Source organism: Stenotrophomonas sp. (assembly GCF_035634915.1).
Taxonomy (GTDB): Bacteria; Pseudomonadota; Gammaproteobacteria; order Xanthomonadales; family Xanthomonadaceae; genus Stenotrophomonas.
In genome coordinates, this window is sequence record NZ_DASQCB010000003.1 from 217,751 (window position 1) to 231,507 (window position 13,757).

The following is a 13,757-nucleotide window of genomic DNA, read 5'->3' on the forward strand; positions in this document are numbered from 1 at the left end:
GACATTTTAAGGCCCCGATGCCGACGATGCCCGCATTGATTCGCATCCCCAGTGTTCTGCTGCTGTCCCTGGCCTGCAGCCAGGTGCTGGCGGCGGCGCCCACCAAGGCTCCCGTGCGAGCCCCGGCAAGCGAACAACTGGCCCTGGAACCGGTCCTGGCCGGTGAATTCGCGCTGCAGGCCGGCAAGCTGGCCGATGCCGCGCACGCCTACCTGCAGGCGGCCGAGCAGACCGACGGCGACGCCGGGCTGGCCGAGCGGGCCACCCGCATCGCCATGCTGGCCAATGATGATGCCAGCGCCGCCAAGGGCCTGGCCCTCTGGGAAAAGCGCGCCCCCAGCTCGTTGTCGATGCGCAGCGCCGCCGGTGCGCTGGCCATGCGCCAGGGCAACGTGAAGGCCGCGCGGACCGAGCTGCAGGCACTGCTGGCCGACCCCGACGAGCGGGGCTGGAAATTCGCCCTGGCCGCCCTGATCGGTGGCGGTCGTGACCCGGCCGTGCCGGCGCAGGTGCTGGGCGAACTGGTCGATGCCAACGCCATTCCGCCGAAGATCGAGGCCTGGCAGGAATTCGGCCGTCTGGCCCTGCGCATGGACAAGCCCGAGCTGGCCCGGCGCATGATCGACGAGGTGGTCAAACGCTTCCCCGACGAGCCGCGGGTGGCCCTGCTGCGTGCCAGCCAGCTGCAGCAGGCGGGGCAGACCGCGCAGGCGCTGGCCCTGTTGCAGGGGGGGGAGCCGAAGACCCGGCAGGACCCGGAACTGCGCAACGCCGTGGCCATCGCCTATGACAGCCTCGGCCAGCCGGCCGCGGCCGAGCGCGTGCTGGCGGTGGGCCCGCAGGACGTGCAGACCTGGGGCATGCGTGCCTCGCTGCTGGCCAAGCAGGGCGACACGGCAGCGCTGTCGGGTCTGTACAACGAACTTTCGCGGCAGGCCGCCAAGCCCGATCCGGCGCAGCGCCTGTTGCTGGGCAAGATTGCCGAGTACCTCAAGCGCTACCCCGAGGCGGTGAACTGGTACCACAGCGTGCCCGGTGGCGACGAGCTGAGCGAGGCCCGGCTGCGCGCAGCCAATGCGCAGGGCCTGGCTGGCCGCCAGTCGCTGGCACTGGACGAGGTGCATGCGATCCAGTCCGATGCCACGGTTGACGACGATGTGCGTCGCGATGCCTACCTGCTGGAAGCCGAACTGCGCCAGCGCGCCGATGACCTGACCGGTGAACTGGAGGCGCTGGCCCGCGGCCTGGCCGCCTATCCGGACGCGAATGCGCTGCTGTATGCCCGTGCACTGGCCTGGGAGCGGCGCGACGACATCCCCCGTGCCGAGGCCGACCTGCGCAAGGTACTGGTGACCGAGCCGGAAAACGTGGCGGCACTGAACGCGCTGGGCTACACCCTGGCCGACCGCACAAGGCGCTACCAGGAAGCACTGGAACTGATCGACCGCGCGCGCGTGGCCGATCCGGACAACCCGGCCATCGTCGACAGCTACGGCTGGGTGCTCTATCGCCTGGGCCGCAACGAGGAAGCCCTGGTGCAGCTGCGCCGGGCCTGGACGCTGTCACGTGACGCGGAAATCGCCGCCCACGTCGGCGAAGTGCTGTGGGTGCTGGGCAAGCATGACGAAGCCCGCCACTTCCTCGACGAAGCGGCCAAGATCGACCCTGAAAACCGCGCGCTGCAGCGTGCCCGCGAGAAATTCAATCCATGAGTGTTTCCAAGATCCGGCCGCTGCTGCTGGCGGCCGTGACCCTGGCGGTGAGCGCCTGTACCAGTGTCGGCACGCAGAAGACGCCGGCCCCGGATGTGGTCTACACCGTCTCGCCGGCCGCCGAGCGCGCCGAAGAAGCCCGCGTGCAGGCCCTGCGCGCGCAACCCGATTACAGCTTCCAGGGTCGGGTCGCGGTCAGCAAGGGCAAAAATGGCGGCAGTGGCCGCATCGACTGGGTCCAGCAGGGCAGCGGATACCGCATCCAGCTGAGCGCGCCGGTCACCCGCCAGAGCTGGACCCTGCAGGGCGATTCGGTACAGGGCGGGGCACGCCTGGAAGGGCTCGGCGACGGCCCGCGTGCCGGTGATGACGCCCGCCAGCTGCTGCTCGATGCCACCGGCTGGGATATCCCGGTCAATGAACTGTCCGACTGGACCCGTGGCCTGGTACTGCGTGGATCCGGCGAAAGCAGCGTCGAGCGCGATGCCGAGGGCCGCCCGCGGCGCATGCAGCAGGCCGGCTGGCTGATCCAGTACCTGGACTGGTATCCGGCCCAGGAAGGAACCCCGGCGCTGCCGCGGCGCATCGAGGCCAGCCGCGAGGACGCCAAGGTCCGCCTGCTGGTCGACCAGTGGGGCGCGGACGCGCCATGACCGCGCAGAGTGACGCTGACGGCTGGTCCTGGTGGCCGGCCCCGGCCAAGCTGAACCTCTTCCTGCACATCACCGGCCGCCGTGCCGATGGCTACCATGAGCTGCAGACCGTGTTCCGCCTGCTGGACTGGGGGGACCGCATCGGCCTGCGCCTGCGCGACGATGGCCAGGTGCGACGGCAGGGCGAGGGCCTGGCCGGTGTCGCCGAGGCCGATGATCTGGCGGTGCGTGCGGCTAAATTGCTACAAAAATTCGCCAATGTCGAGCAAGGTGCCGACATCATCGTTGAAAAGAATGTCCCTGCCGGTGGTGGTTTCGGCGGCGGGTCATCCGACGCGGCGACCGTACTGGTGGCCCTCAACCGGCTCTGGAACGCGGGCCTGGACGAGGATGCACTGGCGGCGCTGGGCCTGCAGCTGGGCGCCGATGTGCCGGTGTTCGTGCGCGGCCACAACGCCTGGGCCGAGGGCGTGGGCGAGCGCTTGCAGCCGGTTGCGCTGGCGCCGGCCTGGTATGTCATTGCCGAGCCGGGCGTTCATGTTCCGACCCCGGCCCTGTTCGCTGACCCGGATTTGACGCGCGACTGCCCACAGGCGAAAATAGACGACTTCGCTTCCGGCGCTCTGGTCGGAAACGTGTTCGAGCCGGTGCTGCGCCGTCGCGAGCCTGCCGTCGAGGCCGTGCTTGCCGCGTTGAGCAGCGTGGGCCAGGCACGTTTGACCGGGTCTGGAAGTGGTTGTTTCGTCGAGTTCGATTCGCAGGCTGCCGCAGAGCAGGCGCGAGCGGAATTGCCGAAGGAGTTGCGGGCAAGGGTGGCCGCGGGCGTTGCACGTTCGCCACTGCTGGATGCACTCGAGCAACACTGATTCATCAATGCAGGGGCGTCGCCAAGAGGCCCAAGGCACCAGGTTTTGATCCTGGCATTCGGAGGTTCGAATCCTCCCGCCCCTGCCAATGCGGCTGTGTCCGCGCCATCCAGCGCATCACTGCGCGGGACGTGGAAACAGTCGCGGTGTTGTAAGCAGCAGGGGCCGCAGCGGTCCCTGCCGCTACCGGATCCCCGCCACTCGTCCCCGCCCGAGACAATCATGATGCAAGAGTCCCCGAACCTGCTGGTATTTTCCGGCAACGCCAACAAACGTCTGGCGCAGAACATCTGCAAGGAACTGGGGGTCCGCCCGGGCAAGGCACTGGTCTCGCACTTCTCTGATGGCGAAGTGCAGGTGGAGATCGAAGAAAACGTCCGCAAGCAGGACGTGTTCGTGATCCAGCCGACCTCGGCGCCGAGCGCGGAAAACCTGATGGAGCTGCTGGTGCTGATCGACGCGCTCAAGCGCGCATCGGTGGCCAGCGTGACTGCCGTGGTGCCGTACTTCGGCTACTCGCGCCAGGATCGCCGCATGCGTTCCTCGCGCGTGCCGATCACCGCCAAGCTGGCGGCCAAGATGTTCAGCACCGCTGGCGCTGATCGCGTGCTGACCGTCGACCTGCACGCCGACCAGATCCAGGGTTTCTTCGATATCCCGGTGGACAACGTGTATGCGTCCCCGCTGCTGCTGGCCGACATCTGGCGCGCCTACGGCACCGAGAACCTGATCGTCGTCTCGCCGGACGTGGGCGGCGTGGTCCGCGCCCGCGCAGTGGCCAAGCGCCTGGATGACGCCGATCTGGCGATCATCGACAAGCGCCGCCCGCGCGCCAACGTCTCCACCGTGATGAACATCATCGGTGACGTCGAAGGCAAGACCTGCGTCATGGTCGATGACATCGTCGATACCGCCGGCACCCTGTGCGCCGCTGCCGCTGCCCTGAAGGCGCGCGGTGCGCTCAAGGTCGCCGCCTACTGCACCCACGCGGTGCTGTCGGGCCCGGCGGTGGACAACATCACCAATTCCCAGCTCGACGAACTGGTGGTGACCGACACCATCCCGCTGAAGGACGCCGCGCGGGTGTGCAGCAAGATCCGCCAGCTGAGCGTGGCGGAAATGCTGGCCGAAACGATGCGCCGCATCGCCTTCGGCGAGTCGGTCAGCTCGCTGTACGTCGACTGAGTTTTTCGTCCCTGCCGGCAACGGTGGGGACACACCCCGGGTGCTTCTGGTCGCGGAAGCATCTTCAACCGCCACGCCGCAAGGCAGGGCAACAACCTGAGTAGTCGAAAATGTCGAAGACCCATGAAATCAAGGTCACCAAGCGTGAACTGCAGCGTAAGGGTGCGAGCCGCCGCCTGCGTCACGCTGGTGTGATCCCGGCCATCGTGTACGGCGGCAACGCCGAGCCGGTCGCCATCAGCCTGGACCACAACGAAATCTGGCTGGCCCAGCAGAACGAGTGGTTCTACGCCTCCATCCTGGACCTGAACCTGGATGGCAAGGTCGAGCGCGTGCTGCTGCGTGACATGCAGCGCCACCCGTACAAGCAGCTGATCATGCACCTGGACTTCCTGCGCGTGAACGAGAACGAAGCCCTGACCGCTTCGGTTCCGCTGCACTTCATCAACGAAGACACCTCGCCGGCTGGCAAGGCTGCCGACGTCGTGGTCACCCACGAACTGAAGGAAGTCACCATCAGCTGCCTGCCGAAGGACCTGCCGGAGTCGATCGAAGTCGACCTGGGCGCCCTGAACGCTGGCGACGTGGTGTACCTGTCCAACATCAAGCTGCCGAAGGGCGTGGAAATCCCGGCCCTGGCGCTGGGCAAGGACCACGACGACGCCATCGTCACCGCCAAGCACGGCAAGGAAGACGCTGCCGACGCTGAAGCTCCGGCTGCCGAGTAATACCGTAGCGGTGCCTGCCTCCGGGCAGGCACCGTTCTGGAAGGAACCATGGCAGGACTGCGACTGATCGTCGGTCTGGGCAATCCCGGATCGGAACACGCCCGGACCCGGCACAATGCCGGGTTTCATTTCGTTGAGGCCCTGGCTGAAAAAGCCGGTGCACGCTGGAATGTGGACAGCAAGCTGTTCGGCGAGACCGCCAAGGTCGAGATCGCCGGGCAGACTGTGTGGCTGCTGAAGCCGGCCACCTTCATGAACCTCAGCGGCAAGTCGGTCACCGCCGCACAGCGGTTCTGGAAGATCGAGCCGGAGGAAACCCTGCTGGCCCACGACGAACTGGACCTGCCACCCGGCGCGGTACGGCTGAAGTTCGACGGCGGGCACGGCGGCCAGAACGGCCTGCGTGACACCATGCGCCTGCTCGGCCACGGCAAGTTCCACCGCCTGCGCGTGGGCATCGGCCATCCCGGCCACAAGGACCGCGTGGTGGGCTGGGTGCTCGGCCGTCCGTCCAAGGACGACGACGTGCTGATCGCCCGCGCCATCGACGACGCGATCGACGTGCTGCCGCTGGCGGTACAGGGCGATTTCAACGAAGCCATGAAGCGGCTGCATACCCCGAAATAGCCCGCTTTGGGTAGGTGCCAACCTTCCCGATCCCGGTAGGTGCCAACCTTGGTTGGCAGACGTTCCACCCCGGTAGTTGCCAACCTTGGTTGGCAGATCGTCCACACCGAGATGGATTGGCCAAGCAGCGCGCGCGCTGTTTCACCAATCACTTTCACCCCAGAGAGCTGTCACCATGGGTATCAAATGCGGCATCGTCGGCCTGCCCAACGTCGGCAAGTCGACCCTGTTCAACGCGCTGACCAAGGCGGGCATCGCCGCGGCGAACTTCCCGTTCTGCACCATCGAACCGAACGTCGGCATCGTGCCGGTGCCGGACCCGCGCCTGGGTGAGCTGGCGGCGATCATCAACCCGCAGAAGGTCATCCCGACCGCGGTCGAGTTCGTCGACATCGCCGGCCTGGTCGCCGGTGCGGCCAGCGGCGAAGGCCTGGGCAACAAGTTCCTGGCGCACATCCGCGAAGTCGATGCGATCACCCACGTGGTGCGCTGCTTCGAGAACGCCGACGTCATCCACGTCAACAACAAGGTCGACCCGATCTCGGACATCGAAACCATCGATACCGAACTGGCCCTGGCCGACCTGGACAGCGTCGAGAAGGCACTGAACCGCGCCGAGCGCGCCGCCAAGGGTGGCGACAAGGAAGCGGCCGCGCGCAAGCCGGTGCTGGCCAAGCTGCAGGCCGCCCTGGCCGACGGCAGGTCCGGTCGCTCGGTCGGCCTGGACGAGGAAGAAAAGGCACTGGTCCGTGACCTGTTCCTGCTGACCCTCAAGCCGGTGATGTACATCGCCAACGTGCTGGAAGACGGCTTCGAGAACAACCCGCACCTGGACGCTGTGCGCGCCCACGCCGCCGCCGAAGGCGCGCAGGTGGTGCCGGTGTCGGCCGCCATCGAAGAAGAGCTGTCCCAGCTCGACGACGAAGACCGCGACACCTTCCTGGCCGACCTCGGCCTGAGCGAGCCGGGCCTGAACCGCGTGATCAACGCGGCCTACAGCCTGCTGGGCCTGCAGACCTACTTCACCGCAGGCGTGAAGGAAGTCCGCGCGTGGACCGTGCGCAAGGGCGCCACCGCCCCGCAGGCTGCCGCAGTCATCCACACCGACTTCGAGAAGGGCTTCATCCGCGCTGAAACCATCGCGTATGACGACTTCATCAAGTACAAGGGCGAAGCCGGTGCCAAGGAAGCCGGTCGCCTGCGCCTGGAAGGCAAGGAATACCGCGTGCAGGAAGGCGACGTGCTGCACTTCCGCTTCAACGTCTGATCCAGCGGCAACGGATCGACCCCGGACGCCCCGCCTTGTGCGGGGCGTTCGCGTTTCCGGCCTCGGCTGCGGGCGTGGACAAAAAGTCACCACCCTTCGAAACGCCTGCGGCGCAACGTTCGCACACACTTGTCCACACCAAACCCCCACCGCTTTCCACGCGCGGTGTGGAAAACCCAGCGTGCCCCCGTCTGGTAGGTGCCAACCTTGGTTGGCACAGTATGCCGTGGACAAACTTTCACCACGCTTCAAAAGGCCTGTGGCGTAACGCTCGCACCCACTTGTCCACATCAAGTTCCCATCGCTTTCCACGTACCGTGTGGAAAACAATCGGCGCAATGGACAAAAAATCACCACGCCCGGAAACCCCTGCGGCGCAATGCTCGCGCCCACTTGTCCACACCAAGTTCGCATCGCTTTCCACGCGCGGTGTGGAAAACCAGAGCCAGGTTCCCCTCGCATCCTGCGCTCTGGTAGTCGCCCACCTTGGTGGGCGCGTGGCAATGCCGTGCCCACCAAGGAGGGCACCTACCAAGGCCGGGTTCCCCTCGCACCCTGTGCTCTGGTAGTCGCCCACCTTGGTGGGCGCGTGGCAATTCAGTGCCCACCAAGGTGGGCACCTACCAGGGCCAGGTTCCCCCTCGCATCCTGTGCTCTGGTAATCGCCCAGCAAGGTGGGCATCTACCAAGGCCGGGTTCCCCCTCGCATCCTGCGCTCTGGTAGTCGCCCACCTTGGTGGGCGCGTGGCAATTCAGTGCGAACCAAGGTGGGCACCTACCAAGGCCAGGTGCATGAACAACAAGGCCCGCCAATGGCGGGCCTCGTCGTCCACGTCCTGCGAAGCCGCGCTTACAACGCGCTGCCACCAAACTTGTGGGTGTACTGCAGGTTGATCGTACGGCCCACGCTGTCGAACCAGGACACGTCGTAATACGGGTAGGCCGTATACGAAGCGTCCTTCGGCGGCATCTTGTTGAACACGTTGACCACCGACAGCGATACCCGCGAGTGGTCGTCGAAGCGGTACTGCAGCGAGACGTTGTAGCGGTAGGTGGCCTTGATGTACGGACTGTCACCGCTGTCGGGATCGAACACCTGATCGTAGCTGTCCGAGGTCGGCAGCTTGCCCAGACGCGAGCCATACACGGTGGCCGACCACGCATCCTTCTCCCAGCTCACGCTGGCGCTGGTCTTGGTGCGGGGGATGTCGAAACCGCTGTTCACCGCGAACTGGTCTTCCACCGGGTCGCCCGGGAACTGCTGGAAATCGTGCTTCTTCACCCACGTGTGGTTGCCACTGAAGGAGAACTCGCCAATGCCCGTCTGCAGGCGCCAGCGCAGGCCGACGTCCACGCCCTGGGTGCGTTCGCGGGCAACGTTCACCGGGTTCACGTGCACGCCATACAGGCGGCCATCGTCGGTGCGGGTCACCCGGGCGAGGGCGTCCACGCACGTCGGCGAAGTGGCCACCAGCTCGCCCAGGCGGCAGGCGGCCTCGTCGCGCAGGATGGCATCCACGTTCATGTCCTGCACCTGGTTGCGCATGTCGATGTCGAACCAGTCGGCGCTGACATCGAAGCCGCCGCCCGGCGACCAGACGAAACCGGCGCTCCACGAAGTGCTGGTTTCCGGGTCGAGGTTGCGATTGCCCTCGCGGCTGCGGATCAGGTTCTCTTCGTAGTCACTGCAGTCATCGGCACCGTCGGACAGGCAGTTGTAGTAGTCGTTGCCGGCGGTCTCGTCGTTGCCGGGGCCGGCGTACACGTAATGCAGGTCGGGCGCGCGGAAAGCGGTGCCGTACGAACCCCGCACCAGCAGAGTATCGATCGGGCGCCACTCCAGGCCGCCGCTCCAGGTCGCCTTGCCGATGGTGTGGCCCGAGTAGCGGTACTGGTCGTAGCGGCCGGCCACGCTCAGGTTCAGCGTCTCGTGCAGGGGCAGGCGCAGTTCGGCGGCGGTGGCCCAGCGGTTGCGCGAGCCCTGGCCGTCCGAATCCTTCCAGCTGTAGTAGTAGTACTCGGTTGCCAGCGGATCGGGGTTCAGCGCATAGGCCTGCTGGCCCACTTCCAGCGTCGCGGCAAACCCGGCATCGCCGCCGGGCAGGCCGAACAGCGAACCATTGGTCAGGGTGAGGGCGGCCGTCTCGGTGCGCGACTTCGGCGTATAGGTCGTACGCGCGGCGATCGATTCGTACTCGGCGCGGGTCAGCGGCCGGTACAGGCGCGACGGGTCGGCGTTGTAGATCGGGATGCCGTCATCGTCCTCGCCCAGCTGTGGGCCCAGGAACAGTTCATTCGCCTTGGCGGCGATGATCTGCGGCCAGCTGATGCGCGACTGGTACTGCGAATGGCTCAGCGCCGCCTCGTAGTCCCAGGTGCCGGTCAGATTGCCCTTGAAGCCGGTGGTCACGCTGAAGGTCTTCTGCGTGCTGCGCACCATGGCATTGCGCAGGCCGCCCATTTCCTCGGGCGAGAACTGGCGCTGCCAGAATTCGATTTCGTCGCTGGCGGCGTTGTTGAAGTAGCCCGATTCGTCGCCGTCGGCGGCCATGCGGCCCCACGAGGTGACATCGCGCATCAGTGCCAGCGTGTGGTAGCCCATCTGCACATCGGCAAACCACTGCTGGCCGTTGTCGAAGTCATAGCTCAGCGAGGCGTAGCCGTTGGCGCCGCGGCGCTTGCTGAGGATGGTGCCGTAGCCGATCGACGCGTCGCTGCCGCAGTAATAGCCGTAGCGCGGGCGGAAGGCGTAGTAGGTGCTGCCCTGGTTCTGCCCGGCCAGCGCTTCGCAGGTGGCCGCGCCCGGGTCGAGGTAGTCGTCGTTGTAGTCGGTGCGCAGGTAGGCGCGGCGGGCGATGCGCGAGCCTTCGGTCGGCCCGTCCTGGGTCGAATCCTGGATGTCGCGCTCATAGGCCCACAGCGGCGTCTGCGATTGCAGCTCCACGCTGTACACCGCATTGAAGTTGCCCTTGCTGAAGCCGCTGGACAGGCTCATGTCGAATGACTCGCCACCGCCCTCCGTGGTGGTGCCCATGCGCAGGTCGACGGTGGTGCCGTCGGCCTTCTTCTTCAGGATGAAGTTGACCACGCCGGCGATCGCATCCGAGCCGTAGATGGCCGAGGCGCTGCCGGTCAGCACTTCGATGCGCTCGATCATGCCCAGCGGAATGTTGGACACGTCGGTGAAGTTGCTGCGGCCCTGGAAGGGCATCGGGAAATCGGCGATGCGGCGGCCATTGACCAGTACCAGGGTGTGGTTCGGGCCCAAGCCGCGCAGGTCGACCTGCTGTGCGCCCGGCGAGAAGTCGGCGCCGCTGGCCGACTGCTGGCTCTGTGTCTCACCGCCGTTCTGGGTCATCGCACGCAGCACGTCCGGCACCGTGGTGAAGCCGGCCGAGCGGATCTCCTCGGCGTTGATCACCGTGATCGGCGCGGGGCCTTCCACCTGGGCGCGCGGGATGCGCGAACCGGTCACCTGGACCGCATCCAGTTGCTGCACCGCAGAGGAGCCGGGGCTCTGGGCCGCTGCCGAGGCAGCAACACCCATCAACGCCAGCTGGATCGACCACGCCATCGCCTGTCTACGCATGAGAGATATCCCGGGAATGAAGCCGGCCCGCACAGGAGGGGCCCTGTCCCCCATTCACAATCCGGAATGGGCGCGCGCATTTAACGCCTTTTTTACGCTCTTGACTACAGGTGTTTCATCTGGCAAAGAGTGAAAACGATTGCAAGCCAATTCTGTTCAGGGAGATCAACCATGAGCGCCCTTGTCCGCCGCGTCTGCTCAAGCCTCGTGCTGGGGGCGATGCTGGCGCTGATCGCCCCGCTGGCGTCGGCGCAGGATCCCCGCGACCTGCATTTCCCTGGCTTCGATTATTACGAGATTGGCGACCTGGATGCACCCCGGCCCGGTCCGCGAGCCCCGGCGATGATGCTGATGGGGGGCGGCGAATGGGTTCCCGAGGCCTTCCAGTGGTGGCTGCGGCAGGCCGGCAACGGCCGCGTGCTGATCCTGCGTGCCTCCGGCGGCGATGAGCTGCAGGAGCGCCTGTACCGCGATATCGGCGGCACCACGGCGGTGCAGACGCTGGTGTTCGACAACCGCCGCGGCGCGGATGATCCGGCGGTCATGCGTGTGGTTGCCGCCGCCGATGCCATTTTCATCGCCGGTGGCGACCAGGCCCGCTACATCCGCTTCTGGAAGGGCACCGCGCTCAACCGTGCGCTCAATGCCCATGTCCGTGCCGGCAAGCCGATCGCCGGCACCAGTGCCGGCCTGGCGATCCTCGGCGGCTATGCCTATGGCGCGCTCGATGGCGGCAGCATCACCTCGGCCGGCGCGCTGGCTGACCCGATGGGCAGTGCAGTGACCCTGGACAGCGGCTTCCTGCACATGCCCTACCTGCAGCGCGTGGTCACCGATACCCATTTCGACAAGCGCGACCGGCTCGGCCGCCTGATCGTGTTCGTGGCCCGCGCCGCGCAGGAGAGTGGTGATCCGGACATGGTCGGCATCGGCGTGGACGAGGACACCGCGCTGTGCGTGGAGCCCGACGGCCAGGCCCAGGTCTACAGCGCCGATGGCCAGGGCAGGGTCTGGGTGATCAGCCCGGGCCGCGATGCCGATCGGCTGGTGGAGGGCGAACCGCTGCAGTTCCACGCCGTGCCGGTGACCGTGGTCGCCAGTGGCGGCCGCCTGCGCCTGGATGATTTCCAGGCCGACGTCGACTATCACGCGATGGCTGACATCACCGACGGTGAGATCGAGATCACCCGCCGATAGCGCCGGGCCATGCCCGACGTGCTCGCCGCACCGATTTTTCCGCCGGGCATGGCCCGGCACTACCGCACTACACTCCCTGGAGACGTACACGATGAAACTGCGCCTGGCGCTGTCTGCCCTGCTGTCCCTGCCGCTGATCGCGCAGGCGGCACCGTCTGCCTCGCCGCTGCTGGTCATCCATGGCGGAGCAGGGGTCGAACGCAGGGATCTGTCGCCGGCCGAGGAGAAGGCCGCGCGCGCGGCGTTGAAGGCGGCGCTGTTGAAGGGGCATGCCGAACTGGCGGCGGGTCGCCCGGCGCTGGCGGCGGTCACCGCGGCGATCACCGTGCTCGAGGACGATCCCGCCTTCAATGCAGGCAAGGGCGCGGTGTTCACCCACGACGGCCACAACGAACTGGACGCATCGCTGATGGATGGCGCCACCCAGGCGGCCGGTGCGGTCGCGGGCGTGCAGCGCGTGCGCAACCCGATCCAGCTGGCGCAGCGGGTCATGCAGAAATCGCCGCACGTGATGATGGTGGGGCAGGGCGCCGAGGCGTTCGCGGCGGAGCAGGGCATCAGCCTGGTGGATCCCTCGTATTTCCGTACCGACAAGCGCTGGCAGCAGTTGCAGCGCGCCCTCAAGGAAGAGGCCAGTGGCCAGGCCCATGCCGATCTGGAAACCGCCAAGCACTTCGGGACCGTCGGTGCCGTTGCGCTGGACGCGCAGGGCCATCTTGCGGCAGGCACGTCCACCGGCGGCATGACCAACAAGCGCTACGGGCGCGTGGGTGACTCGCCGATCATCGGTGCCGGTACCTGGGCCGATGCGCGCTGCGCGGTGTCCGGTACCGGTTGGGGCGAGTACTACATCCGCACTGCAGCGGCGCACGAGATCTGCGCGCGTATGCGTTACCTGGGGCAGACGCCAGAGCAGGCCGGCAAGGGCGTCATCAACGAGACCATCCCGCAGATGGGCGGCGACGGCGGCGCCATCGTGCTGTCCGCGGATGGCAAAGCCGCCACGCCGTTCAACACGCAGGGCATGTATCGGGGCTGGATTGGCGCCGACGGCGTGCCTCATGTCGCAATTTTCGCCAGCGAGCCGCTGGACCTCCCAGGGCAATAACCTTGCGTATCAATGGGTTTGCGACAACGTGTGAAAAAAACCGAAAAAAGCGTTGACAGCCCCCCATCCCATCAGCAGAATAAGCGGCTCACCACCACACACCGCAACGCTTCGGCGGCAACGGGATGGGGTGGTAAGGAGGGATACCCAAGCGGCCAACGGGGGCAGACTGTAAATCTGCTGGCTTACGCCTTCGGTGGTTCGAATCCACCTCCCTCCACCAGTTTCACGTTGTGGCACATTCCCGGTGCGGGAGTAGTTCAATGGTAGAACCTCAGCCTTCCAAGCTGATGGTGCGGGTTCGATTCCCGTCTCCCGCTCCATTGAATGAACTTTGAATATTATCGAGTTCATGCCATAATGCACAACTCGCTCACATAGCTCAGTCGGTAGAGCACTTCCTTGGTAAGGAAGAGGTCGAAGGTTCGATTCCTTTTGTGAGCACCATCTTAAGCACCACACCAGACGAATTCGAGATAAGCAGCCATGGCCAAGGGTAAGTTCGAGCGCACCAAGCCGCACGTCAATGTCGGCACCATCGGTCACGTCGACCACGGCAAGACCACGCTGACCGCCGCACTGACCAAGATCGGTGCCGAGCGTTTCGGTGGCGAGTTCAAGGACTACTCGGCCATTGACGCCGCTCCGGAAGAGAAGGCTCGTGGCATCACGATCTCGACCGCGCACGTCGAATACGAATCCACCACCCGTCACTACGCCCACGTCGATTGCCCGGGCCATGCTGACTACGTCAAGAACATGATCACCGGTGCCGCCCAGATGGACGGCGCGATCCTGGTGTGCTCGGCCGCTGACGGCCCGATG

General features: G+C 66.1%; 11 protein-coding genes and 4 tRNA genes. 14 read left to right on the forward strand and 1 reads right to left on the reverse strand.

Going from position 1 to position 13,757, the window contains the following annotated elements:
• The first annotated feature begins 26 nt into the window (after positions 1–26).
• From VER16_RS04050 to ychF, 8 genes are all read left to right on the forward strand, one after another.
• The gene (locus VER16_RS04050) at positions 27–1,712 is read left to right on the forward strand and encodes a tetratricopeptide repeat protein (protein WP_324805574.1); all 1,686 of its coding nucleotides are present in this window, start codon (positions 27–29) and stop codon (positions 1,710–1,712) included.
• Positions 1,709–2,365: a lipoprotein insertase outer membrane protein LolB gene (gene lolB, locus VER16_RS04055; protein WP_324805575.1), complete on the forward strand. Its 657-nt coding sequence runs from the start codon at positions 1,709–1,711 to the stop codon at positions 2,363–2,365. Before VER16_RS04050 ends, lolB begins: the two co-directional genes overlap by 4 nt.
• On the forward strand, positions 2,362–3,231 hold the full coding sequence (gene ispE, locus VER16_RS04060) for a 4-(cytidine 5'-diphospho)-2-C-methyl-D-erythritol kinase (RefSeq protein WP_324805576.1): 870 nt from the start codon (positions 2,362–2,364) through the stop codon (positions 3,229–3,231). Before lolB ends, ispE begins: the two co-directional genes overlap by 4 nt.
• Before the next feature lie 11 nt (positions 3,232–3,242).
• Positions 3,243–3,319: transfer RNA gene (locus tag VER16_RS04065), tRNA-Gln, on the forward strand.
• Positions 3,320–3,456: 137 nt separating this feature from the next.
• On the forward strand, positions 3,457–4,416 hold the full coding sequence (locus VER16_RS04070; RefSeq protein WP_025879147.1) for a ribose-phosphate diphosphokinase: 960 nt from the start codon (positions 3,457–3,459) through the stop codon (positions 4,414–4,416).
• 110 nt (positions 4,417–4,526) lie between these two features.
• Positions 4,527–5,144 (forward strand): 50S ribosomal protein L25/general stress protein Ctc, encoded by a 618-nt coding sequence (locus VER16_RS04075; protein ID WP_324805577.1) that lies wholly within the window; start codon positions 4,527–4,529, stop codon positions 5,142–5,144.
• A 48-nt stretch (positions 5,145–5,192) separates the two neighbouring features.
• Complete coding sequence (gene pth, locus VER16_RS04080; RefSeq protein WP_079220740.1) at positions 5,193–5,771, forward strand: aminoacyl-tRNA hydrolase; 579 nt, start codon at positions 5,193–5,195, stop codon at positions 5,769–5,771.
• Positions 5,772–5,946: 175 nt separating this feature from the next.
• Entirely contained in the window at positions 5,947–7,038 is a 1,092-nt protein-coding gene (gene ychF, locus VER16_RS04085) for a redox-regulated ATPase YchF (RefSeq protein WP_108767842.1), read from the forward strand.
• 850 nt (positions 7,039–7,888) lie between these two features.
• Here the strand turns inward: ychF and VER16_RS04090 are convergent.
• Positions 7,889–10,627, reverse strand: a complete 2,739-nt coding sequence (locus VER16_RS04090) for a TonB-dependent receptor (protein WP_324805578.1) — start codon at positions 10,625–10,627, stop codon at positions 7,889–7,891.
• A 171-nt stretch (positions 10,628–10,798) separates the two neighbouring features.
• Here VER16_RS04090 and VER16_RS04095 point away from each other — a divergent pair, with 171 nt between their 5' ends.
• The 6 genes from VER16_RS04095 to VER16_RS04120 all read left to right on the forward strand — a co-directional run.
• Positions 10,799–11,824: a cyanophycinase gene (locus VER16_RS04095; RefSeq protein ID WP_414716017.1), complete on the forward strand. Its 1,026-nt coding sequence runs from the start codon at positions 10,799–10,801 to the stop codon at positions 11,822–11,824.
• Between the two features lie 91 nt (positions 11,825–11,915).
• A complete protein-coding gene (locus VER16_RS04100) occupies positions 11,916–12,932 on the forward strand; it encodes an isoaspartyl peptidase/L-asparaginase (RefSeq protein WP_324805579.1) in 1,017 nt (338 codons plus the stop codon).
• 137 nt (positions 12,933–13,069) lie between these two features.
• A tRNA-Tyr gene (locus VER16_RS04105) sits at positions 13,070–13,155 on the forward strand.
• A gap of 26 nt (positions 13,156–13,181) precedes the next feature.
• Positions 13,182–13,255, forward strand: a tRNA-Gly gene (locus tag VER16_RS04110).
• Positions 13,256–13,303: 48 nt separating this feature from the next.
• Positions 13,304–13,379, forward strand: a tRNA-Thr gene (locus VER16_RS04115).
• 39 nt (positions 13,380–13,418) lie between these two features.
• Positions 13,419–13,757: GTP-binding protein (locus VER16_RS04120; RefSeq protein ID WP_324805580.1), on the forward strand; the 339-nt coding region annotated here is incomplete at its 3' end.

Excerpts from the sequence above, each read along its gene's own strand:
- VER16_RS04050 (WP_324805574.1), top strand. The coding sequence starts at position 27 with ATGCCCGCATTGATTCGCATCCCCAGTGTTCTGCTGCTGTCCCTGGCC.
- lolB (WP_324805575.1), top strand. The coding sequence starts at position 1,709 with ATGAGTGTTTCCAAGATCCGGCCGCTGCTGCTGGCGGCCGTGACCCTG.
- ispE (WP_324805576.1), top strand. The coding sequence starts at position 2,362 with ATGACCGCGCAGAGTGACGCTGACGGCTGGTCCTGGTGGCCGGCCCCG.
- VER16_RS04070 (WP_025879147.1), top strand. The coding sequence starts at position 3,457 with ATGCAAGAGTCCCCGAACCTGCTGGTATTTTCCGGCAACGCCAACAAA.
- VER16_RS04075 (WP_324805577.1), top strand. The coding sequence starts at position 4,527 with ATGTCGAAGACCCATGAAATCAAGGTCACCAAGCGTGAACTGCAGCGT.
- pth (WP_079220740.1), top strand. The coding sequence starts at position 5,193 with ATGGCAGGACTGCGACTGATCGTCGGTCTGGGCAATCCCGGATCGGAA.
- ychF (WP_108767842.1), top strand. The coding sequence starts at position 5,947 with ATGGGTATCAAATGCGGCATCGTCGGCCTGCCCAACGTCGGCAAGTCG.
- VER16_RS04090 (WP_324805578.1), bottom strand. The coding sequence starts at position 10,627 with ATGCGTAGACAGGCGATGGCGTGGTCGATCCAGCTGGCGTTGATGGGT.
- VER16_RS04095 (WP_414716017.1), top strand. The coding sequence starts at position 10,799 with ATGAGCGCCCTTGTCCGCCGCGTCTGCTCAAGCCTCGTGCTGGGGGCG.
- VER16_RS04100 (WP_324805579.1), top strand. The coding sequence starts at position 11,916 with ATGAAACTGCGCCTGGCGCTGTCTGCCCTGCTGTCCCTGCCGCTGATC.